Here is a 22126-nt window from a genome sequence, read left to right as displayed (position 1 = left end):
CCTTCCAGACGGTGACGGGTCGTTCAGTCCTGGGTGCCGTAGACCGAGACGTGCCGGAGGCAGCCCGGCGCGTAGTCGGCTTCGGTCCAGTCGGAGTAGCGTTCGAGCAGCCGCAGTCCCGCGTCACCCGCCATCTCGTCGAGCTGCCCGGCGGTGTAGTACCGGAACTTCACGGGGTAGAGCTGGATGCCGTGCGCGGTGAGCAGCACGTTCTGGATGCTCAGCACCTGGTGCCCGGGGTCGCGGAGCGCCGCGCTGAGCACCACGTGGTCGACGTCGAGCAGTGACGTGGCGACGTACTGGTCGTGGGTGAAGCGGGAGTCGTCCACCTCCATCGTCTCCACGACGAGCCGGCCGTCCTCGGTGAGGATCTCCGGGACCCGCCGCAGGTACGCGCGCTGCGCCGGTTCCGACAGCAGCGCGCCGAAGGTGCCCTGCGCGAGGACGACGAGCGAGAACTTCCGCCCGAAGTCGATTTCATTCATGTCGCCGACTTCGACGGTCACCTTTTCCGCGCCCGGCTTCGTGCGAAGCTGGTTGGCCATTTCCCGGCTGACTTCCACGCCGAACACCTCGACGCCGGTCCCCGCCAGCGGGATGCCGATCCTTCCCGTCCCGATGCCCGCTTCCAGCACCGGGCCGGTCCCCGCACGACTACGCAGGAACTCCACGATGGCGGCCACTTCCGCCGGGTCGTCGTTCACGACGTCGAACACGGAGGCGATGGCATCGCCATACGATTCGGCTGAATAGTTTCGCATGGCCCGCCTCCGGCAGTTTTCCGACGCTTTTTATGTGCAATTCATTGTCGGAAAAGCGGCTCTCACGTTTCTCTCCGCGTGATACCGGCGGTCTCGTTCTGGCCGGAGCCGCTCGCCGCGCGGCGCGGCTCGCCGCACCAGCGGCGGAGCACCCCCGCGAGTTCGCCGGCGCCTGCCCGCCCGCCCCACGCCACGTGACCGTCGGGCCGGACGAGGACCACGGGCGGGCATCCCCGGCCGATCGGCTCCGCGAGGGTCGCGGTGACGACCCGGTCGGCCCAGCCGTCCAGCTCGACGGCGACGCCGGGAGGGGCGGCCAGCACGAACCGGCCGTCCCGGAACCGCTCGAACAGCCGCGAGCCGTCGGTCAGCGGCCGGTCGGGGACCCGCCGCCCGGCCCAGGGCCCGCCGTCGCCCGGCGGGTAGCGCAGCGTGAGCCCGGACAGGTGCTCCAGGTTCACCCGCTGGATCGCGCGGACGCGTACGAGCTTCGTGACGATCTGGCGGACCAGCCGTGCGGTCAGGCCGTTCGAGGTCTCGAAGCGGAAGGAGAGGTCGGTCTTGCGCAGGGTCGCCGCGGCGATCGGGTAGCGCTCGTCCTCGTAGCTGTCCAGGAGGCCCGGCGGGGCCCAGCCGTCGAGCTCCGCGCGGAGCTTCCAGCCGAGGTTGAACGCGTCCTGGATGCCCGTCTGCAGGCCCTGGCCGCCGGAGGGGATGTGCGTGTGGGCGGCGTCCCCGGCCAGCAGCACCCGGCCGACGCGGTAGCGCCGGGCGTGGCGCTGCGAGCTGCGGAACCGCGACAGCCAGATCGGGTCGTACGGCTCGACGTCGATGCCGAGGATGCCCGCGCAGCTCTCCCGCAGGTCCGCCGGGGTCACCGGCAGCGAGGCCGGGACGTGCATCTTCTCGTGGTCGAACACGATGACCCGGTAGGTGTCGTCCCTGAAGGGGAACAGCGCCACCATGCCCCGGCGGGTGATGCGGGCGTAGGCGGGCGGCGACGGCGGGTTGCGCAGCCGCATGTCGCCCATCATGACCGACACGTCGTAGTTCCAGCCCTCGAAGTCGACGCCGATCGCCTCGCGCACGCTGCTGTTCACGCCGTCGCAGCCGACCACGTAGTCGGCGCGCTCGGTCGTCACCACGCCGTCCGGGCCGCGTACGTCGACCTCGGCGGACTCCGCGTCCTGGCGCAGGCCGACCACCTCGGCGCCGGTGCGGACCACCGCGCCGGCCTGCTCGGCGGCGGCCTGCAGGGCGGCCTCGGTGCGGTGCTGCGGCACGACCAGGCTGTACGGGAACGGCGTGTCGAGCAGGCCGTAGTCGAGGTAGCCGTTCCGGTCGCCCACCGGGGGGTGCGGGCAGGGACGGCCGTCGGCCAGCAGCCCGGCGACCCGGCCGCGCATGTCGAGCAACTCCATCGTGCGGGGTTCCACGGTGAAGGCCCGGGACAGGGCGGCGCGGCTCGACCGCTTCTCCACCACGAGGCAGTCGACACCGCCCGCCGCCAGCTCGCCGGCCAGCGCCAGCCCGGAGGGGCCGGCGCCGACGATGATCACACGTGACACTGTCGACTCCTCGTTGGCGGGGCGGGGCGGTAGTGCGTCCGCATGTCCGGGGACGTCCGCAGCAGCTCGGCCAGCGGGCCCGCGGCGACGACCCGGCCGTCCTTCAGCAGCAGCACCTGGTCGGCCCGCTCCAGCAGGGCGGGCCGGTGGGAGACGGCGAGGCAGGTCGCCGACGTGGCGAAGATGCGCCGCCACAGCTCCTGCTCGGTCTCCACGTCGAGGGCGCTGGACAGGTCGTCCATGACCAGCAGCGCGCTGTCGCGGGCGAACATCCGGGCGGCCGCCGTGCGCTGCGCCTGCCCGCCGGAGAGGCGCACGCCGCGTACGCCGATCTCCGTGTCGAGCCCGCCGCCGAGCCGCTCCAGGTCCGGGCCGAGCACCGCGAGGGCCGCCGCCCGTTCGACCCGGCCGTCGTCCGGCAGGCCGAGCAGCACGTTCTCCCTGATCGTGCCGGACAGCAGGGAGGGGTTCTGCGGGGTGTAGGCGACGCGCGGCGGCACCATGAAGTCGTCCGGGGCGTCGACCCGCTCGCCGTTCCAGTGGATCTCGCCGTCCTGCGGCGCGTAGAGGCCGAGCACGGTGCGCAGCAGCGTCGTCTTGCCCGACCCCACCGCGCCGGTCACGACGGTGACGGTGCCCGGCCGGATCGTGAAGGACGCCTCGCGCACGCCCCGCCCGGAGCCGGGGAAGACGTGCGTCAGCGACCGCACCTCCAGCTCGCGCAGCGGCTCCGGTTCCGGCGGCGCCGTGGTGAGGGACGCGTCCTCGCGCAGGTGCAGCGGGTGGTGCTCGACCAGCGTCCGCGAGGGCGTGCCGGGCAGCATGGCGGCCGCCCTTACGAACGAGACCCGGGCCTGCTGGTAGGTGCGCACGAGGTAGCCCATGAAGGACGTGTAGTCGGCCACCTGCATCAGATAGGTGGAGAACAGCACGAAGTCGCCGGTGGTGAACTCGCCGGAGCGCATCCGGCCCGCCGCAAGCAGCAAGATCAGGCCGGAGCCGATGCTCGCGGTGCTGTTGAAGACGGAGTCGATGGCGAGGCTCTGCACCTTGTCGCGGATCATCGCGGTCTTGCGTGCCTCGTTGTCACGGCGCAGCCGGGCGACGACCTCGCGTTCCCGGCCCGCCGCCTTGATCGCGCGGACCGCGGCCACGATCTCCTGGATGGTCCCGGTGACCTGGGCGGTGGCCGCCCTGCTGCGCACCCGGATGCGGTACGCCCGGGCGCGCGCCAGCTGCGCGAGGACCAGGACGACCGCGAGCGGCGCCATGACGACGAGGGTCACCTGGACGTCGACGCTGAGCAGGATCGCCAGCCCGCCGCCCGCGAAGATGAGCCCGGACATCATGTCGAAGCCCCAGCCGCCCATCATCGCGATGGCGTCGCTGTCGTCCCGCAGGGTGGAGATGTTCTCGCCCGCGGCGGCCGGCAGCGGCTGCGCGCCCGGCTTGCGGAACACCAGGGCGAGCAGGTTGCGCTGGATCAGCCCCCGGGCGCGCAGGTACCAGCCCGCCCAGGCCACGGTCGCGCCGACGATCGCGACGCACCGGGCCAGGCCCGCGCCCACCGCGATCGCCACCACCGTCCACACGGTGATCCCGGCGGGCGCCCGGCCCTCCAGGACGTCGAACAGCAGCTTGCCCAGCACGCCGGGCAGCAGCGGCCACAGATGGAAGATGGCCCACGCGGAGGCGGCCAGCAGGTAGCGCCAGGGGCTGTAGGTGATCAGCCGCCAGAGGAACCCCAGCGGGGACGGCTCGGCCGGTCCGTTCATGTGAGCACCTTCCCGACCTGGTAGAGCCGCGCCAGCCGGGAGCCCGGGTCGGCCAGCAGGCCGGCGGTGGCGCCCCGCTCGGCGATCGCGCCGGTGTCCAGCACGATCACCTGGTCCGTACGGCGGATCGTGTCGAGCCGGTGGGCGATCACGATCGCGGTGCGCCCGGCGAGCATGCGGTCGAGCGTGCGTTCCACCTGAGCCTCGGTGACCGGGTCGAGCCTGCTGGACGGCTCGTCGAGCACGACCAGCCCCGGATCGGTCAGGAACACCCGGGCCAGGGCGATGAGCTGCGCCTGCCCGGCCGACAGGGTGCCGGGAGAGATCCGCGAGGACAGCCCGTCGGGCAGCCCCTCCAGCCAGGGCCGCAGCTCCAGCACGTCGAGGATCTCCAGCAGCCGCCGGTCGTCGGCCCGCTCGTCGAAGAAGGTCAGGTTCTCCCGCAGGGTGGCGTCGAAGATCTGCACGTCCTGCGGCACGAACCCGATCCGCGACCGCAGCGACGCCAGGGAGGCCTCGCGGACGTCGACCCCGCCGACCAGCACCCGTCCCCGGCTCGCGTCGTACAGGCGGAACAGCAGGGAGGCGATGGTGGTCTTGCCCGCGCCGGTCCGCCCGACGAGCCCGAGCGTGGTCCCCGCCGGGACGTCGAACGACACCTCGCGCATGACCATGCCGTCCCCGGAGCCGTCCTTGGAGCCGTCGCCGGACTCGTCCCCGGAGTCGTCCCGGCCGTAGCCGAAGCTGACGTGGTCGAACCGGACGGACAGCGGGCCGGAGGGGATGGCCGCGGTCCCGTCGGCGAGGGAGGACCGGTGCGCGAACAGCTCGGCGATGCGCCGCGTCGCGGCCATCGCCTGCTGGAGCGTCTGCACCTGGTGGCGCAGCACCTCCATGGGGGTGTTCAGCATCGCCGCGTACGCGACGATCAGGTAGACGCCGGCCAGGGACACCACGCCGTCGCGGTAGAAGACGCCGCCGTACCCGAAGGCGATCGCCGTGCCGGCGGTGAACGCGATCGAGAGCACGACCCAGATGGCGCTGCCCCAGCCCTCGGCCCTGACCTTCACCGGCAGCCACGCGCGCAGGTGCCGGTGGAAGCGCGCCATGGCATAGCCGGTGGCGCCGGACGAGCGCAGGTCCTCGGTGGCGAGGGTCGCCTCGCCGACGTAGCCGAAGAACCGGGCGCTCTGCTCCCGGTCGTCCTCCCATTTGAGCCCGGCGATCCCGGCGATCCTCGACAGCGCCAGATAGCTGAGGATCGTGACCGCGGTGAAGGTGAGCCCGACCCGCCAGTCCAGGGTGGCCAGGGCGATCAGGATGCCCAGCACCAGCAGGACGTTGCCGGCGATGTGCACGATCAGGCTGGAGAAGAACTCCGCGACCTGGTTGACGTCGCCGTCGATGCGCTCGATGAGCTCGCCGGGCGGGCGGGACTCGTGGAAGGTCAGGTCGAGCGACAGCACGTGCGCGGTCAGGTCCTCGCGGGCGGCGTTGGTGGCGGTCCACGAGACCCGCTCACTGGCGTACGCCGACACGATGCGGGCGGCCTGCCGCGTCACGGCCACGGCCAGGAACACCCCGGCGATCCCGACGAGCACGCTCTCGGCCCGGCCGAGCTGGACCGACTCGATGAAGTGCGCGGCGATGCGCGGCTCCGCGATCTCCAGGCCGATGGAGAAGACCAGCAGACCGGCCATCACCGCGACGGCCGCCGGCTGCGACCCCACGTAGGCGCGCAGGAGGGAGACGGCGGTCATCGGCGGCCGGGCGGTGCTCACCCGTCCTCCAGTTCGTAGCCGTCGAGGCACCGGTCGGCCAGCGCGGCGTACCGGCCGGGGTCGCCCTCGCGCACGAGGGCGGGCAGGTACACGTGCGGCGCCCCGTGGTAGAAGCGCTCGTACTGGTCGTGCCGCCCGGCGAACTCGCTGCCGACGGCGTCCCAGGCCAGCTTGAACAGCTTGATCCGCGCCTCGGCGTCGTACCCGGGGGATTTCACGTACTTGCCGAGGAGCGCGGCGACCTCCGGGCGCAGCAGGTCGCGGTAGGAGGACGGCAGCTGGATCAGCCCGCCGCCCGCCAGCAGCTTGATCTCGTTGATCACCTTGGGGTAGAGGTCCGGTCCCACGGCGAGCTGGGCGTACGCCGTCTCACGGTGCGGCATGACCGCGTCGGCGCCGGGCACCGGCTCGCACAGCTCCTCGGCGGCGACGACCAGCGCCTTGGCGGTGTTCACCCACGACAGCAGCTTGCCGATCTGCATCCGCACCGGCGGCATGTCGTAGACGTTGTTGGCCTTGGCGACGAGGATGGCGATCCCGGTGAGGAACTCCAGCTTGGTCCAGAACCGGGTGGCGCCGTGGTGGACGAAGCTGACGAACGCCGGGGTCTTCCAGAACTGCGCGTGGCAGGCCTCCGGGTCGCGGTAGGCGAACACCCGCTCCCACGGCACGAACACGTCGTCGTAGACCACGAGCGCGTCGTTCTCGTCCAGCCGGCTGGCGAGCGGGTAGTCGAAGACGCTGGTGGCGCGGGCCTCGTAGGAGGTCCGGCTGACGAAAGAGATGCCGGGCGCCGCGACCGGCACCGAGAAGCTCACCGCGTAGTCGGCCTCGCTGGGCGGCATCCGCTGGGTGACGCCGACCAGGATCTCGTCGGCGAGGGCCGCCGCGGTGCCGATCATCTTGGCGCCGCGCACGACGATCCCGTCGTCGCGCTCGGCGACGACCCGCAGGCACAGGTCGTCCTCCATCTGCTCCGACGGCGCCTTCGTGCGGTCGATCTGCGGGTTGACCAGCGTGTGCGCCTGGTAGAGGTCGCCCTCGGCCATCCGCCGCCAGTGCGCGACCAGGTTGGCCGAGCCGTCGAACCCGTCGCGGGCCAGCACGCCCGGCACGGTCGCCATCCCGGCGACGGCCGAGGCCATGTAGTCGGGGGAGCGGCCGAGGAATCCGAACGTCGCCTCCGACCACAGCTTGAACGCCCGGCCCTTGGCCTTGAGCTCGTCCTTCGTACGCGGGATCTGGTAGGCGCGCGACACCGGCCCGTCGACGCCGGGCACCGACGCCGTCAGCGTCTCGGGGTGCTCCGCCGTCAGGTCGTAGAGGTCGGCGATCGAGCGGACCGAACGCCGGAAGGCGGGATGCGTGGTCAGGTCGTCCACCCGCTCGCCGTCCAGCCAGATCGTCCTGCCGTCGCGCAGCGCGTCGAGGTAGTCCTTGCCGGTCCTGGTCATCGTGCCGCCTCCGCCCAGCGCAGCCCTGGTTCCGACGCCGACAGCGGGGGCCCGGCCACGCGGAGGGGCGCCCGCGCCTTCAGCAGCATCTCCTCGAACTCCTCGGCAGGATCGGAGTCGAGCACGATCGCGCCGCCCGCCCCCACCGTCAGGCCCTCGGCGGTTGCCACCGCGGTGCGGATGACGATGTTGAGGTCGGCCGTGCCGTTGTGGCCGAGGAAGCCGATGGCGCCGGAGTAGACCCCGCGCGCCGTCTGCTCCATCTCGTCGAGGATCTCCATCGTGCGCAGCTTGGGCGCGCCGGTCATCGACCCGCCGGGGAAGCACGCCGTGACGCAGCCGATGGCGTCGACGTCCGGGCGGAGCGTGCCCTGGATCGTGGACACGAGCTGGTGGACGGTCGCGTACGTCTCGACCGCCATGTAGCTGGGCACGTGGACGGAGCCGACCTCGCAGACCCGCCCGAGGTCGTTGCGCAGCAGGTCCACGATCATCAGGTTCTCGGCCCTGACCTTGGGATCGGTCGTCAGCCGGGCGCGCAGCCGCAGGTCCTCCCGGCGCCCGCGACCCCGGGCCGCGGTGCCCTTGATCGGTTTCGTCTCCACGGTCCGGTCCGGCCGGATCCGCAGGAACCGCTCGGGGGACGAGCAGAGGACGGCGAAGCCGCCCAGCCGCAGGAAGGCCGCGTACGGCGCGGGGTTGGACGCGCGCTGCGCGAGGTACAGCTCCAGCGGGTCGCCGGTCACGGGCAGCCGGGTCTGCGTGGTCAGGCAGATCTCGTAGCTCTCGCCCTCGCGCAGCTTGCCCCGGCACGCCTCGACGTCGTCCAGGTAGCCGTCCCGGGCGCGGAGCAGGCCGGGCTCGGGGTCGTGGCCGCCTGCGGCGGGCGCGTCCGCTCCCGGTGGCGGCCGCCACCGGGCGAGCCGCCGTTCGGCGCGGGCCAGCCACGACGACGCGGCGGGGTCGTCCGGCGACCGGGTCAGCGCGATGAGATGGGTGGTCCGCTGCTCGTGGTCGACCACCACCAGGCGGGTGGCGGACAGCCACACCGCGTCGGGCGTGGCGGCGCGGTGCCGGCACGGCGAGCCCAGTTCGGCCCTCAGCTCGTAGCCGAAGTAGCCCACGTATCCGCTGGTGAGGTCGAAGGGCACGTCGGGGACGTCGAGGACCGGCTCGGCGAGCCGGGTCCGGAGGGCATCGAAGATCGAATCCGGCCAGGTGACGGTCTCCGGGTCCGGCCCGCTCCGGATCGTGAGCCCTTCGCCGACGGAGTAGCTCAGGATCTCGCCGTCGCGGCCCTCCGGCGCGCCGAGGAAGGAGAACCGCGACAGGCCGGGCTCCACCCGGCTGCTGTCCAGCCAGAACGCGTGCTCCAGGCCGCCGAACAGGTCCGTGAACGCCGCCGCCGTGTCCACCTCGTACGGCACCACGCGGTGCAGCAGCCGCCACGGGCGCACGGCGGCGGGCGGCGCCTCGGGCGCGAGGGGCGCCGGCTGGACGGACACCCGTCGCGGCGCCCGCGCCGGGCGCAGTGACCTGCCCTGTTCCGCCAGCGCCTTCGCCGCGAGACGGCCGAAGTTCTCGACCAGTTGCGCGCCGTGCTCGGTCGCGATCGACTCGGGGTGGAACTGCACCCCCCACAGCGGCCGCTCCCGGTGCCGCAGCCCCATGAGCACGCCGTCCTCCGCCCACGCCGTCGGCGTGAGGGTGTCGGGCAGACCCTCCTCCGGCACGCACAGCGAGTGGTAGCGCACCGCCTGGAAGTCCTGGGGCAGTCCCTGGAAGAGGTCCTCGCCGGTGTGCCGCACGCGGGTCAGGTGACCGTGCCGGGGCCGGGGCGCGGGCACCACGTCGGCTCCCGAGAGCAACGCGATCGCCTGGTGACCGAGGCAGACCCCGAGAAGCGGGACCCTGGTGCGCGCCACCACCTGCCGGACCGCGCCGAGGTCGCGGTCCCGGCCCGGATGGCCGGGGCCGGGGGAGACGACGATCGCGTCGAACTCCTCGATGTCCAGACCGGGCCACGCGGCGTCGTCGTTCGTCACCACCGTCGGCTCCGTGCCGTACACCCGGGCCATCAGTTGAAAGAGGTTGTAGGTGTACGAATCATGGTTGTCGATCAGTAGCGTACGCATACGGTCCCTCATCTCGACCAGTAAAGCTACGACTTGCATAAACCGCGGCCTGGTCGTGGACAATGCGAAAAGAGCGGGCTGAGAGCGGGCTGAGAGGCGGGCCCGGCGGGCGAGAGCGGATTGATACGGCAATGGATATCCACCGCGAATACGTTCACGACGCCAGAATCCCGGCGACCGGAGAGTCCTATGACCGCCACCGAAATCCCCGTACTCCCCGACCTCAACCACTCGACGGAGCGGGCCAGCGCCGGAAAGCAGCCGGCGACCGCCGACCCGGGTCTCCTCGGGTACCCCGCCTTCGCCACCGCGGCGTTCGCGCTGGCCCTGTTCCTGACCGGTTTCAACCAGGTCACCATCCCCAGCACGCTCGCCGCCCCGCTGCCGATCATGTCCCTCTGCGGCGTGCTCCTCATCGGCGCCACGGTCTGGGCGGCCCGCCGCGGCGACGGCTGGCAGGCGACCATGTTCGGCCTGTTCGGTGCTTTTTGGCTGAGCTTCTCGATGCTCGTGTTCGGTCTCGTCAACAGCTGGTTCGGTCAGCTCCCCGAGCCCGCGCAGCGCGGCGCCCAGGCCAACTTCATCCTGGTCTGGCTCGGGCTCATGACCGTGGTGACCCTCACCACGCTCCGGCTTCCGAAGATCTTCGGGCTGCTGTTCCTCGTCATCGACTTCTCGCTGCTGACGCTGTTCATCGCCGTCAGCGTGGCGCGGCCCGGTGCCGCGGGTGACCCGTGGATCCTCCCCTTCGGCATCATCGCGATTTTCTCGATGCCGCTGATCGGCATGTACCTGTTCGCCAGCACGCTGAACACCTTCCTCGGCGGCAGGCAGTTCCCGGTGGGCAAGCCGTTCAAGAGCTGAAACCGGCTCGAAGTAGTACGGTCTGGAAAAAACGAAACCACTCGATCTGGCGGGCGTCGGAGAAGGCGCCCGCCGAGGTCGGGTAATTCGCTGATTGAGGAGTGGAAAGCGTGACCGTATACAACCGCCGGGGATTCCTGGCCGGCGCGGCGGCGGCCGGGGCCGGCCTGGCCTCGGGGGTCGCCCTGGGCGGCACACCGGCGTCCGCGGGAACCACCGGCGTCCGGTGCGTGCCCGAGTTCGGCCCCTTCGTCGTCCGGCCCGGCGATCCCCGCTTCGACAGCATGCGCAGCGGGCACAACATGCGCTTCACCGGCGCGCCCGACCAGGTGACCGTGGTGGGCTCGGCCGCGCAGGTCGTGGACGCGGTCGGCGCGGCCGTGGCGGCGGGCAAGCGGCTGGTCGCCCGCTCCGGCGGCCACTGCATGGAGGACTTCACCACCACCTCCGACATCAAGGCGGTCATCGACCTGTCCCAGATGACGGCGGTCTACCACGACGCGCGTCGCGGGGCCTTCGCCGTGGAGCCCGGCGCCCTCGTCGGCGAGGTGGCCGAGACCCTCTTCAAGGGCTGGGGCGTGATGATCCCCTTCACCGGCTGCGCGACCGTCGGCATCGGAGGGCACATCCCCGGCGGCGGCTACGGCTTCTTCTCCCGCAAGCACGGCCTCAGCGTCGACCACCTGAACGCGGTCGAGGTCGTCACCGTCGACGCCTCGGGCACACCCCGCGTCATCGTCGCCACGGACAGCCCGTCCGACCCCAACCGCGACCTGTTCTGGGCGCACACCGGCGGCGGCGCCGGCAACTTCGGCATCGTCACCCGCTACTGGTTCAGGACGCCGGGCGTGACGTCCAACGACCCCACCAGGCTCCTGCCCCGGATCGGCAACCAGCGGGCCCGCCTGCTGATGTGGTCGTGGGACGCGATGACCGAGCAGGCCTTCACCACCCTGGTCGGCAACTACTGCACCTGGTACCAGAACAACAGCGCACCCGGCAGCCCGGCGGTCAACCTGTGGGGCACCCTCACCACCAACCACCGTTCGGCCGGGACGCTGATGCTGCTGGCGGGCGTGGACGAGTCGGTGTCGGGCGGCCAGGCGCTGCTGGACGCCCACTTCGCCGCCGTCACCTCCGGGGTCGGCGTCGAGCCGATGGTCGACGTCCAGGAGACCACCCCCTGGCTCGACCCCCGCAACTGGGTCAGCGACCCCGCGGGCCGTCAGAAGAACAAGACCGCCGACCTGCGCCGCAGCTACACCCCCGCGCAGATCGCGACGCTCTACCGGCATCTCAGCGACGACTCCTACTACAACCCCAACGCCCTGGTGAACATCACCGGCTTCGGCGGGCGGATCAACAGCGTGGCGTCCGGCGCGACCGCGGCCGTCCACCGCGACTCCGTCCTGCGGGTCTACTTCACCGCCGGCGGCTGGAGCAGCTCGTACGAGGACGAGGCCAACATGGCCTGGATCCGGAACCTCTACCGGGAGCTCTACCAGGACACCGGCGGGGTGCCCGTGCCGAACGCCGTCAACGGCGGGGCGTTCATCAACTACCCCGACAGGGACCTGGCCGACCCGGCGTGGAACACCTCCGGCACTCCCTGGCACGCGCTCTACTACCGCGACAACTACCCAAGACTGCAGCGGATCAAGAGGCAGTACGACCCGCGGAACGTCTTCCGGCACGGCCTGTCCATCGGCCTGCCCTCCTAGCACCAGCACAAAGCACACCACGCGCCCGCGGCGCGAATCCGGAGCCGGAGGATCTCCATGCTCACTCATCCGTCAACCCGGACCGTCCCCGACGGAATCAGGGGCAAGAGCCTGATCGCCCTGTCCGTCGTGGTGGCCTTCTGGGCGCTCATCATGGTCGACGAGATGGTGATCAGCATCTCGCTGGCCGGTATCGGCCAGGCGCTCGAGATGTCCCAGACCCAGCTCTCCTGGGTCGTCAACGCCTACCTCCTCCCGTACGGCGGCCTGCTGCTGCTCGGCGGCAGGGCCGGCGACATCCTCGGCAAGCGCCGGGTGTTCGTCGCCGGCGTGGCCTTCTACACCGCGGGCTGCCTGGTGCGCGCGATCGCTCCGGACGCCTGGCTGGTCATCGCCGCCCGGGGGGCCCAGGGCGTGGGCGCGGCGCTGGCCACACCGTGCGTGCTGGCCCTGATCGTGAGCATGTTCGAGGAGGGCCCGCTGCGCCGCCGGGCCATCAGCGCGTACACGATCGCGGGCGGCGCGGGCGCCGCCGTCGGGCTGATGCTGGTGGGGCTGCTCGGCACGATCAGTTCCTGGCGCGTGGTGCTGCTGCCCAGCGCGGTCTTCGGCCTCGTCCTCCTGGTGCTGGGCCCGATGGTGATCGAGGAGACCCCGCGCCGCCCCGGGCGGTTCGACTTCGCGGGCGCGCTGAGCGCCACCCTGGGCGTCGTCGCGATCGTCTACGGGCTCACCACCTCGCAGGGCGGCGACTGGCTCAACGGCTGGGTCATCGGCTCCGTCGTGGCCGGCCTGGTGCTCCTCGCGCTGTTCGTGCTGATCAGCCGCCGGGCCAGGCAGCCGCTGCTCGACCTCGGGCTGTTCACCGACCGGAGCCGCGTCGGGGCCTACCTGGTGCTGATGATCACGCCGGGCGCGCAGATCGGCCTGTTCTTCTACCTGAGCCAGTACTTCCAGATCGTCCTCGGCTACAGCACCCTGACCACCGCGTTCGCCTTCCTGGCCGTCTCCGTCGGCATGACCGGCGCGGCGAGCCTCGCCGTCCGCCTCGAACCCAGGATCGGCGGACGGATGGTCGTGCTGATCGGTGCGGTGCTGCTGCTGATCTCCAACGCCTGGCTGCTGCGGATGGACATCGGCGACGGCTACTGGACCGGTGTGCTGCCCTCGCTGGTGCTCGTCGGGGCCGGGGTCGCCATGGCGATCATCCCCGCGTTCAGCCGCGCCACCTCGGGCGTGGAGAGCGAGGACGCCGGCGCGGCCTCCAGCGTGGTGAGCATGGTCCAGAACGTCGGGTCCTCCCTCGCCCTCGCCGTGATCGTGGTCATCGCCACCGCGGCGAGCACCCGCGCCACCGAGCACCCGCCGGCCGGTCTGTCCAAGGCCGCCCTCGACGGGTACGTGTTCAGCCAGGGCATGCAGGCGACCTTCCTGACAGGTGCGGGCTTCGCCGTGGCGGCGCTGCTCGCCGCCCTGCTCATCGGCAGGTCCCGGACCTCCTGAGAGCCCGAGATGAGCTACCGGGAACCGCTTGAGGAGACCAGGCTCCTGGAGTCGTTCGCGAACACGATCGACGTCGAACGCGGCGCCGACCTCCTGGAGAGCGTGGAGGGCATGCGCGCCTGGCTGGCCGCGCAGGGGCTGCCCGCCCACGTCACGCCGCACGACCTGGCCCGCGCCCGCACCCTGCGGCAGGGCCTGCGGGCCCGGCTGCTCGCCGACGGCGAGCAGCCGGACCGCCGGTCGATGGCCGCGGCGCACGCCGTCCTGGACGGCCTCGCGCTCCGCTCCGACGACCCGCTCGCCGCCATCGCCCGGGCCTGGCTCGCCACCACCGCCGGCGGGGAGTGGCCGCGCCTGAAGCGCTGCCCCGACCGGCGGTGCGGCTGGGTCTTCTGGGACGGCTCACGCGACGGCACCCGCACCCGGTGCTCCCGCCCGCCCGCCGCGTCCCCGGGCGCCTCCCCGGGCCCATCCGGGAGCGCGGTGCTCACGGTGCTGAGAGGCCGCCCATGAGACGCCCGAAAGCCGTCACCGCCACCACGACCACGACCAGGATCACGGCCAAGCGACGCCGCCCCAGGCCCGCCGACCTGGATCTGCGCACCCCCTCCGGCCGCGTCCTGCCCTACTGACGAAGACCCGCATGCTTATAGGACTACAGTTATATAAACTGTAGTCCTCTAAGCGCGGGGGTGGATGTGGACAAGCCGGCCGAGATGTTCGACCGTGACTACGAGTGGTCGGCGCTGCGGCGGTTCATCACCGACGAGCAGCCCGGCGCCACCCTAGGCGTGGTCTCCGGCCGGCGCCGCCAAGGCAAGACCTTCCTGCTGGACGCCGCCTGCCGTGCCGCGGGCGGCTTCTACTTCGCCGCGACCGAGGCGGCGAACGCCGAGTCCCTGCGCCGGTTGAGCGCCGCGCTCACCGCCCACGTCCGGCCCGCCGTCCCCTATCACTTCGCCGACTGGTCGGAGGCTTTGGACGCGCTGCTCGCCCTCGGCGCCGAGCGGCCGATCCCCGTCGTCATCGACGAGTTCCCCTACCTCGCGCGGGCCAACCCGGAACTGCCGTCCCTTCTCCAGGAGGCGTTCCGGCCCATGCGGGATCAGCGGACCCGCTCGCGCACCCGGTTGCTGCTGTGCGGGTCGGCCCTCTCCTTCATGGGCCGGCTGCTGTCCGGCAACGCCCCGCTGCGCGGGCGTGCAGGGCTGGAGATGCTCGTCCGCCCACTGGACCACCGCCTGGCCGCCGAGTTCTGGGAGATCTCCGATCCCGCGCTGGCTCTGAAGGTCAACGCGGTCGTCGGCGGCACCCCCGCCTACCGTCGCGAGTTCGCGCGCGGTGACACGCCGTCGGGACCGGAGGACTTCGACGACTGGGTGATCCGCACCGTGCTCAACCCCGAGACGCCCCTCTTCCGGGAGGCCCGCTATCTCCTCGCCGAGGAGCCCGACCTGCGCGACAGCGCCCTGTACCTGTCCGTCCTGGCGGCCGTCGCCGACGGCAACGCGACGCGCGGGGGAGTGGCCGGCTATCTGGAGCGAAGGGCGACGGACATCGCGCATCCGATCAACGTGCTGGAGGACGCCGGCCTGCTGCACCGCGACGCGGACGCGTTCCGGGACAACCGCGCCACCTACCGCATCTCCGAGCCGTTGATCCGCTTCTACCACGCCATCATGCGCCCGGTCTGGGACCAGCTGGAGCGGCCCGGCAGCGCCGGGCGGGTCTGGCAGGCCAGCCGCCGCCGCTTCGTCAGCAACGTCCTCGGCCCCCACTTCGAGCAGATCTGCCGCGACTGGGCGCTGCACCACGCCGATCCCGACCTGTTCGGCGGTCTGCCCGCCCGCGTCGGTCACGGGGTGGTCCACGACCCCAAGGCCAGGACCGGCCACGAGGTCGACGTGGCCGTGGTCGGCATCGCCGACGGCGGCAAGGCGCCGCTGCTGGCCATCGGCGAGGCGAAGTGGAACGACACGATGGGAGCCGCCCACATCGAACGACTCCGGCACCTCCGCGACCTGATCGCCCGGACGGGCCGCTACGACACCACGGACACCCGTCTGCTCTGCTTCAGCGGCACCGGGTTCAACGACAAGGCGCGTGCCGCCACGGCCGCGTCCCCCGACGTCCACCTCGTCGACCTGCCGGCCCTGTACGGCCGGAGCTGACCCGGCTCGGCCCGGCGTGACCGGGTCTGGGCGCGCCCACCGCGAGTTCCTACGTCGGTAGGGTCCCGTGGGTAGGACGCCGGTGAGAGGAAGCGTGAGCGTGGTGGAGCGGGCCGACGGGGCGGGGCTGCACGAGGTGGGGCCGGGGATCTTCGCCTGGGTGCAGCCGGACGGCACCTGGTGGGTGAACAACGCCGGAGCCGTGGCAGGGGACGACGGCGTGCTGATCGTCGACACCTGCGCGACCGAGGCGCGCACCCGGCGGTTTCTCGGCGCGGTCGCCGAGGCGACCGGCGACGTGCCGATCCGGATGGCGGTGAACACCCACCAGCACGGGGACCACTGCTACGGCAACAGCCTGCTCCCGGACGACACGGTCGTCTTCGGGCACGCGGCGATGAGAGAGGCGTTGCTGGCCGATCCGATCATCGACGGCTGCCCGCCGATGTGGAGTCCGGTGCCCGACTGGGGACACGTGACGCGCCGCCCGCCGTCGGTGGTGTTCACCTCCGAACTGACCGTCCATCTCGGGGGGCGCCGCGTCGAGCTGCGGCATCCCGGCCACGCCGCGCACACCCCTGGGGACGTGGTGGCGTGGCTTCCCGGCGAACGGGTGCTGTTCGCCGGGGACCTGCTGTTCAACGGGCTCACGCCGCTGGTGCTGATGGGATCGCTTGAGGGGGCGTTGCGGTCGCTGGACTGGCTGGCGGCCTTCGAACCCGAGCGCGTCGTGCCGGGGCACGGGCCGCTCGCCACAGCCTCCGAACTGCCGGAGATCCTGGCCGCGCACGAGCGGTACTACCGGTTCGTCCTCGACGCCGCCCGGGTGGGACGTGAGAACGGGCTCACCCCTCTGGCCGCCGCGCAGGCGGCCGACCTGGGCGAGTTCGCCGGATGGGCGGACGCCGAGCGCCTGGTGCTCAACCTGCACCGTGCCTACGCCGAGGCCGAAGGCGGCGAGGTGGATCTCCTCGCCGCCTTGGGCGACGCCATGACCTGGCACGGCGGGCCGCTGCCCACGTCAGTCTGACGCGGGCGTCACGACCAGCCCTGCAGTCCGGCTCCGTAGGGATAGAGGGGGTTGCCGTAGGTGGTGGGGACGGTCTGGCCCGCGTCGATGCGGGCCCGGATCTCCGACCGCTGGGCGGCGGTCGCGCCCAGATCGTAGGGGAGGTTCCAGTCCTCGACGGCGTCGGCGAGCACGTCGCCGCCGCCCGGCTTGAGGATCTGGTCGAGGCCGCGCGGGAGCTGCCACGGCAGGCGTCCGCGCGGCGTGTAGTCGCCGAACAGGAGGCCGGCCGTGGCCGGGCCGACCTCCTCGCCGCCCCGGTACGTCACCACGATGGCGTCGGCCAGGCCGTTCCACTCGCTGATTACGATGGGCCGGGGGAGGGTCAGCACGACGACCACCGGAACGCCCTGGTTCTTGAAGTTCTGGATGACGGCCAGCTGGTCGGCGGGCAGCTGGGGTTGCTCCTTCACCCAGGCCGTGGCGTGCGTGTAGGTCGGCTCGCCGACCGCCACGATCGCGAGCTTGGGGGAAGGCCCGGTGTCCTGGTAGACGTTGACGCCCGCGGTGGCCGCCCGCGCCTTCACCGCGTCCAGCAACGTCTGCGAGCCGTACTCCTGGTGGAAGAAGCTCGTCCAGATGCAGCAGGCCGATCCGTCGGTGGCCCGCGGACCGGCCACCACGACGTTGTCGCCCGCCTTGAGCTTCAGTGGCAATACGCCGTTGTTCTTGAGCAGCGTGATGGACTCCCGGGCGGCCTGGTTGGCGAGCGCGACGTACGACGGCTGGTGGAAGCGGTAGGGACCGTTCACCGGGTCGCCGTACGGGTGCTCGAACACGCCGAGCGTGAACTTCAGGCGCAGGATCCGGGTCACCGCGTCGTTGATCCGCGCGATCGGGACACCTGCCAGGAAGGTCGCCATGGTGAACCCGGTGGCACCTGGGTCGGCCCCGCCCATCACGTCGGAGCCGGCGTTCGCGGCCTTGACCCAGACCGAGGACGGCAGCCAGTCGGTGGTGATGAGGCCGGTGTAGCCGAGGTTGCCCCGCAGGTAGTCGAGGATCGGCTTGCTGTCGCCCGCGCCCGAGCCGCCCGGGTCAAGGTAGGAGCTCCCGGCGTAGCCCGGCATGATGTTGACCGCGCCGGCCTCCATCGCGGCCCTGAACGGGATCATGTGGTACTTGATGGTCACCGCGTCGTAGGTGATCCCGGCCTCGCCGCCCGCGCCCTCGCCCGGCCAGTGCTTGACGGTCGCCAGCACGGAGGCGGGGTTGAGCTCGGGGCCGCCCTGGAGCCCGGCCACCAGCGCGCGGATCTGGGCGGCCGCGACGTCGGCGTTCTCGCCGTTGCCCTCCTGGATGCGGGGGTAGAGGACCTTGGTGCCGACCTCGGCGAGCGGGCCGAGCACGCCGCGCGCCCCGACCTCCAGCTCCTCGCGGCGCTGCGTGTCGCCGAGCTTGTGGTCGAGCGCGTAGTCCTTGCCCGCCGCGAGCGCGCTCTGCAGGGGATAGGTGGTCTGGTATCCGGCGATGGTGTCGCCCGCCGAGACCGGCGGGATACCGAGGCGGGTCCCGGACGCGCCCAGCAGGACGGCGTGCAGGTCGTTCGGCAACGCCGGGCCGAAGTGCCAGCCCGAGAGCGGGTAGGTCTGGGCGTTGTAGAACATCTGGTACGCCTTCTCCTCGGGGGTCATCCTGCCGAGAAGGTCGTTGACGCGGGTTTCGACGGGCAGCCGCCAGTTCTCGTACGGCTCGATCGTCCCGTTCTTGTTGAGGTCGCGGGCGCCGTTGACGATCGGGATGCCGTCGGCGACCTGCTCGATGTCGGGCAGGTAGAGGCTGAAGGTGCGGATGTTCGACGTCGTCCTCGCGCCCGACCCGCTCACCGCGACGACGTACCACCTGTACGTCCACCGGTCGGGGATGTCCCAGGTGGGCGTGTAGCTCGTGCCGGTCGGCTCGGCGACCTTGGTGTAGAGGTCGATCAGGTTGCCCGAGGCGGTGAAGTCGTAGTCGGTGCGGCTGACGTTCAGCCAGACCTCGTAGCGCACCGCGCCGGAGACGGCCGCCCAGGAGAGCGCGGGCCGCCGGGTGTCGGTGATCATGGCCTTGTCGGCGGGGGCGGACAGCGCGAACTGGCCGGTGGTCGCCGGAGCCCTGGTCGGCGGGGACAGCAGGGGAGCGGTCGTGGCCGCCGTGTCCACGGTGCCGAAGACCTGGAACTCCCACAGCGAGTATCCGTAGCCTGTCGCGCGGGCCGTGCCGACGAAGCGGACGTAGCGGCCGTCGCCGGTGACGTTCAGGTTCTCGACGCCGCCCCTGCCGCTGGTCGTGGTGTGGATCGGCGTCCACGAGGTGCCGTTGGCGGACACCTCGATCCGGTAACCCGTGGCGTACGCGGACTCCCAGTTGAGCGTGACACCGGTGACGTGCCCGGCGCCGCCGAGGTCAACCCGCAGCCACTGGTCGTCGGAGTACTGGCTCGACCAGCGGGTCGTCGTCCGCCCGTCGAGCGCCGCCGCCGGAGCGTTGCCGCCCTCCCAGGACGAGGCCGTCACCTGCTTGTACGCCGAGATCGGCGTCCCGCTCGGCGGCGGGTCGGTGGTGCCGCCGCCGCTGGTGTGGACGGCGAACTCCCACAGGGAGTAGCCGTAGCCGGTGGCGCGGGCGGTGCCGTAGAGCCGGACGTAGCGGCCCGAGGCGGTGACGTCGAGGGTCTGCGTGCCGCCGGTTCCGGTGGTCGTGCTGTAGACGTCGGTCCAGGTGGTGGCGTTGTCGGACACCTGGACCTTGAAGGAGGTGGCGTAGGCCGCCTCCCAGGTCAGGACGACCTTGCAGATCGTCCTGGCCGAGCCGAGGTCCACCTGGAGCCACTGCGGGTCGGCGGCGGCGCTCGACCAGCGGGTGCCGGGGTCGCCGTCCACCGCCGCGGACGCGGGCGTCCCGGCGTTCTCGGTGGACGAAGCGGTCGCGGGCCGGTTCAGCGCGCTGTTGGGGCCGGTGCAGCCCGAGGACGTTCCGGTGGTGCCGTAGACCTGGAACTCCCACAGAGAGTAGCCGTACGCGGTGGCGCGGGTGGTGCCGTAGACCCGGACGTACCGGCCGGAGCCGGTCACATTGAGGTTCTGTACGCCGCCGGCGCCGGTGGTCGTGGAGTAGACGTCGGTCCAGGTGGCGGCGTCGTCCGACACCTGGATCTTGAACGAGGTGGCGTAGGCGGCCTCCCAGTTGAGGGTGACCTGGCTCAGCGTCGCCGTTGTGCCGAGGTCCACCTGGAGCCACTGCGGGTCGCCGAACGCGCTGGACCAGCGGGTGCCGGTGTTCCCGTCGACGGCGGCCGACGCCGGGGTGCCGGCGTTCTCCGTGGACGAGGCCGTCGCGGTCTTGCCCTGCGACAGCAGGACGGGCGCGGCGTGGGCGGGCCCGGCGACGACGCTCGCGAGCAGCGCCAGCGCCACCGCCAGGACGAGAGGGAGCCCGCGCCGGAGCGAAATGGTGTGCTTCATGGCGTCTCCTGCCTGCGCTACCAGCCGACCGCGACCAGCAGCCACTGCGGGTCGCCGTGCGAGATGAACGAGGACTGGCCCGCGTAGTCGTCGTAGGGGAAGCCGTAGGCGAGCTTGCCGATGGCGTGGTCGTGCCAGAACTTCGCGTAGTAGTTCGCCGGGGCGGCCTTGTAGTAGTTCGCCGCGTCCGACTGCTGGGCGTCGGACAGCCCGGCGACGTGCCGGTTCAGCGCCGCGCACATCTTCGGGGCCTCGGCGAGCGGTCCGGCGCACCCGGTGACCTGCGAGGTCGTCGCCGTCACGCCCTGCTGGGCGGCATAGCCGGTGAAGTAGTTCGCGTACGCCCCGCCGGGCTGGAAGATCGACGCGCTGCCCGGGGCCGGGATGCGGTACGGCGCCTGCACCTGGGCCAGTTGCCTGAACTCGGCGGGCACCTCGTCGACGAACCGCTGGAAGGTCGCCGCGCGGGACTCGGCGAAGGTGGCGTAGTCCTCGCCGACCGCCACGTCGTATCCGTCGCGGGCGTGCAGGCGCATCGCGAGCTTCAGGCCGAACGCGTCCACCCGGGTGGTGTTGCCGTTGAACACCGACGGCCCGACGGTGAACTCGATGAAGTCGTAGTACTGGCTGTTGGGGGAGCCGAGGTAGAAGTACATCCGGCCCGCCGTGTTGGCCGGCATGTCGAAGTAGGGCTGCTCGGCGATGGAGTGGACCTGGCCGTTGTAGCTCCAGTAGACCTGCGAGTCGGGGTACTGGCCGTTGGTCCGGTTGAGAATCTTGACCATGACGACGTTCCTGGCCGCCGGGATGCTCGCGGTGTCGCCCCAGAAGGCGTCGGGCGGCGGTGTCGTCGGGTCGGTCGAGCCGCCCGTGGTGTTCACGGTGAAGCTCCACAGGGAGTAGCCGTACGCGGTGGCGCGGGCGGTGCCGTAGAGGCGGACGTAGCGGCCCGAGCCGGTGACGTTGAGGGTCTGCGTGCCGCCGGTGCCGGTGGTCGTGCTGTAGACGTCGGTCCAGGTGGTGGCGTTGTCGGACACCTGGATCCTGAAGGCCGTGGCGTAGGCCGCCTCCCACGTCAGGACGACCCTGCAGATCGTCTTGACGGATCCCAGGTCCACCTGGAGCCACTGCGGGTCGCCGAACGCACTGGACCAGCGGGTCGCGCTGTTGCCGTCCACGGCCGCCGACGCGGGCGTCTCGGCGTTCTCGGCGGAGGAGGCGGTCGCGGGCCTGCCCTGGGCGGCGTCGGCCGTGCCGCAGGCGGTGCCGGTCGTCGTGCCGTAGACCTGGAACTCCCACAGGGAGTAGCCGTACGCGGTGGCGCGGGCGGTGCCGTAGAGGCGGACGTACCGCCCCGAGCCGGTCACGGTGAGGGTCTGCGTGCCGCCCGTACCGCTCGTGGTGGAGTAGACGTCGGTCCAGGCCGAACCGTCGGCCGACACCTGGATTTTGAACGACCTGGCATAGGCGGCCTCCCAGTTCAGGGTGACCTGGCTCAGCGTCGCGGTGGCCCCGAGGTCCACCTGGAGCCACTGCGGGTCGCCGAACGCGCTGGACCAGCGGGTGCCGGTGTTCCCGTCGACGGCGGCCGACGCCGGGGTGCCGGCGTTCTCCGTGGACGAGGCCGTCGCGGCCTTGCCCTGCGACAGCAGGACGGGCGCGGCGTGCGCCGGCCCGGACCCGGCCGTCGCTGCGACGAGGCAGGCCACGACCAGGACCAGCGCGCTGAGCACCGCCGTCAGAGCGCGGCGCGTGGGATGGATCGTCGAACGCTTTCGCATGATGGCGATCTCTCTTCGGGGGGTGAACGGGGAGAGCCCTGACCAGAGAATGATCGCCTTCGAGACTTAGGTCAATACTTGAATTTAGTATGCGATG

At 71.7% G+C, this 22126-nt stretch carries 15 protein-coding genes; 7 read left to right on the top strand and 8 right to left on the bottom strand.

The window, feature by feature from the left end; genetic code table 11:
- Positions 1 to 23 precede the first annotated feature (23 nt).
- The 6 genes from FED44_RS25400 to pabB all read right to left on the bottom strand — a co-directional run bounded on the left by FED44_RS25400 (position 24) and on the right by pabB (position 9474).
- Positions 24 to 716, bottom strand: coding sequence for a class I SAM-dependent methyltransferase (locus tag FED44_RS25400; RefSeq protein ID WP_167521585.1), 693 nt, complete (start codon positions 714 to 716; stop codon positions 24 to 26).
- A 107-nt stretch (positions 717 to 823) separates the two neighbouring features.
- Positions 824 to 2329 carry an FAD-dependent monooxygenase gene (locus tag FED44_RS25395; RefSeq protein WP_117408632.1) on the bottom strand — a complete coding sequence of 502 codons (1506 nt, stop codon included), beginning with the start codon at positions 2327 to 2329 and terminating at the stop codon, positions 824 to 826.
- The gene (locus FED44_RS25390) at positions 2317 to 4104 is read right to left on the bottom strand and encodes an ABC transporter ATP-binding protein (protein WP_138462281.1); all 1788 of its coding nucleotides are present in this window, start codon (positions 4102 to 4104) and stop codon (positions 2317 to 2319) included. Before FED44_RS25390 ends, FED44_RS25395 begins: the two co-directional genes overlap by 13 nt.
- Positions 4101 to 5885, bottom strand: a complete 1785-nt coding sequence (locus FED44_RS25385; RefSeq protein WP_138462280.1) for an ABC transporter ATP-binding protein — start codon at positions 5883 to 5885, stop codon at positions 4101 to 4103. The genes FED44_RS25390 and FED44_RS25385 overlap by 4 nt, the downstream gene beginning before the upstream one ends.
- The gene (locus tag FED44_RS25380) at positions 5882 to 7339 is read right to left on the bottom strand and encodes a 4-hydroxyphenylacetate 3-hydroxylase family protein (protein ID WP_117408629.1); all 1458 of its coding nucleotides are present in this window, start codon (positions 7337 to 7339) and stop codon (positions 5882 to 5884) included. The genes FED44_RS25385 and FED44_RS25380 overlap by 4 nt, the downstream gene beginning before the upstream one ends.
- A complete protein-coding gene (gene pabB, locus FED44_RS25375) occupies positions 7336 to 9474 on the bottom strand; it encodes an aminodeoxychorismate synthase component I (protein WP_138462279.1) in 2139 nt (712 codons plus the stop codon). Before pabB ends, FED44_RS25380 begins: the two co-directional genes overlap by 4 nt.
- Before the next feature lie 189 nt (positions 9475 to 9663).
- Here pabB and FED44_RS25370 point away from each other — a divergent pair, with 189 nt between their 5' ends.
- From FED44_RS25370 to FED44_RS25345, 7 genes are all read left to right on the top strand, one after another.
- Positions 9664 to 10338, top strand: coding sequence for a GPR1/FUN34/YaaH family transporter (locus FED44_RS25370; protein ID WP_111699814.1), 675 nt, complete (start codon positions 9664 to 9666; stop codon positions 10336 to 10338).
- 110 nt (positions 10339 to 10448) lie between these two features.
- Positions 10449 to 12059, top strand: coding sequence for an FAD-binding oxidoreductase (locus tag FED44_RS25365; protein WP_111699815.1), 1611 nt, complete (start codon positions 10449 to 10451; stop codon positions 12057 to 12059).
- Between the two features lie 57 nt (positions 12060 to 12116).
- A complete protein-coding gene (locus tag FED44_RS25360) occupies positions 12117 to 13562 on the top strand; it encodes an MFS transporter (protein ID WP_138462278.1) in 1446 nt (481 codons plus the stop codon).
- Positions 13563 to 13571: 9 nt separating this feature from the next.
- The gene (locus tag FED44_RS25355; protein WP_111699817.1) at positions 13572 to 14075 is read left to right on the top strand and encodes an ABATE domain-containing protein; all 504 of its coding nucleotides are present in this window, start codon (positions 13572 to 13574) and stop codon (positions 14073 to 14075) included.
- Positions 14072 to 14194 carry a hypothetical protein gene (locus FED44_RS38205; protein ID WP_262367350.1) on the top strand — a complete coding sequence of 41 codons (123 nt, stop codon included), beginning with the start codon at positions 14072 to 14074 and terminating at the stop codon, positions 14192 to 14194. The genes FED44_RS25355 and FED44_RS38205 overlap by 4 nt, the downstream gene beginning before the upstream one ends.
- Before the next feature lie 66 nt (positions 14195 to 14260).
- Positions 14261 to 15733: an AAA family ATPase gene (locus FED44_RS25350; RefSeq protein ID WP_111699818.1), complete on the top strand. Its 1473-nt coding sequence runs from the start codon at positions 14261 to 14263 to the stop codon at positions 15731 to 15733.
- Positions 15734 to 15815: 82 nt separating this feature from the next.
- Positions 15816 to 16763: an MBL fold metallo-hydrolase gene (locus FED44_RS25345; RefSeq protein WP_416348921.1), complete on the top strand. Its 948-nt coding sequence runs from the start codon at positions 15816 to 15818 to the stop codon at positions 16761 to 16763.
- 8 nt (positions 16764 to 16771) lie between these two features.
- Here FED44_RS25345 and FED44_RS25340 read toward each other — a convergent pair whose 3' ends face one another.
- On the bottom strand, positions 16772 to 20248 hold the full coding sequence (locus tag FED44_RS25340; RefSeq protein ID WP_111699819.1) for a discoidin domain-containing protein: 3477 nt from the start codon (positions 20246 to 20248) through the stop codon (positions 16772 to 16774).
- Between the two features lie 17 nt (positions 20249 to 20265).
- Complete coding sequence (locus FED44_RS38200) at positions 20266 to 22029, bottom strand: discoidin domain-containing protein (protein ID WP_111699820.1); 1764 nt, start codon at positions 22027 to 22029, stop codon at positions 20266 to 20268.
- Positions 22030 to 22126 lie beyond the last annotated feature (97 nt).

This window comes from Microbispora triticiradicis, assembly GCF_005864065.1.
Taxonomy (GTDB): domain Bacteria; phylum Actinomycetota; class Actinomycetes; order Streptosporangiales; family Streptosporangiaceae; genus Microbispora; species Microbispora triticiradicis.
This window is presented reverse-complemented; position numbering and strand designations above follow the sequence as displayed.

Excerpts from the sequence above, each read along its gene's own strand:
- FED44_RS25380 (WP_117408629.1), bottom strand. The coding sequence starts at position 7,339 with ATGACCAGGACCGGCAAGGACTACCTCGACGCGCTGCGCGACGGCAGG.
- FED44_RS25360 (WP_138462278.1), top strand. The coding sequence starts at position 12,117 with ATGCTCACTCATCCGTCAACCCGGACCGTCCCCGACGGAATCAGGGGC.
- pabB (WP_138462279.1), bottom strand. The coding sequence starts at position 9,474 with ATGCGTACGCTACTGATCGACAACCATGATTCGTACACCTACAACCTC.
- FED44_RS25370 (WP_111699814.1), top strand. The coding sequence starts at position 9,664 with ATGACCGCCACCGAAATCCCCGTACTCCCCGACCTCAACCACTCGACG.
- FED44_RS38205 (WP_262367350.1), top strand. The coding sequence starts at position 14,072 with ATGAGACGCCCGAAAGCCGTCACCGCCACCACGACCACGACCAGGATC.
- FED44_RS38200 (WP_111699820.1), bottom strand. The coding sequence starts at position 22,029 with ATGCGAAAGCGTTCGACGATCCATCCCACGCGCCGCGCTCTGACGGCG.
- FED44_RS25340 (WP_111699819.1), bottom strand. The coding sequence starts at position 20,248 with ATGAAGCACACCATTTCGCTCCGGCGCGGGCTCCCTCTCGTCCTGGCG.
- FED44_RS25390 (WP_138462281.1), bottom strand. The coding sequence starts at position 4,104 with ATGAACGGACCGGCCGAGCCGTCCCCGCTGGGGTTCCTCTGGCGGCTG.
- FED44_RS25355 (WP_111699817.1), top strand. The coding sequence starts at position 13,572 with ATGAGCTACCGGGAACCGCTTGAGGAGACCAGGCTCCTGGAGTCGTTC.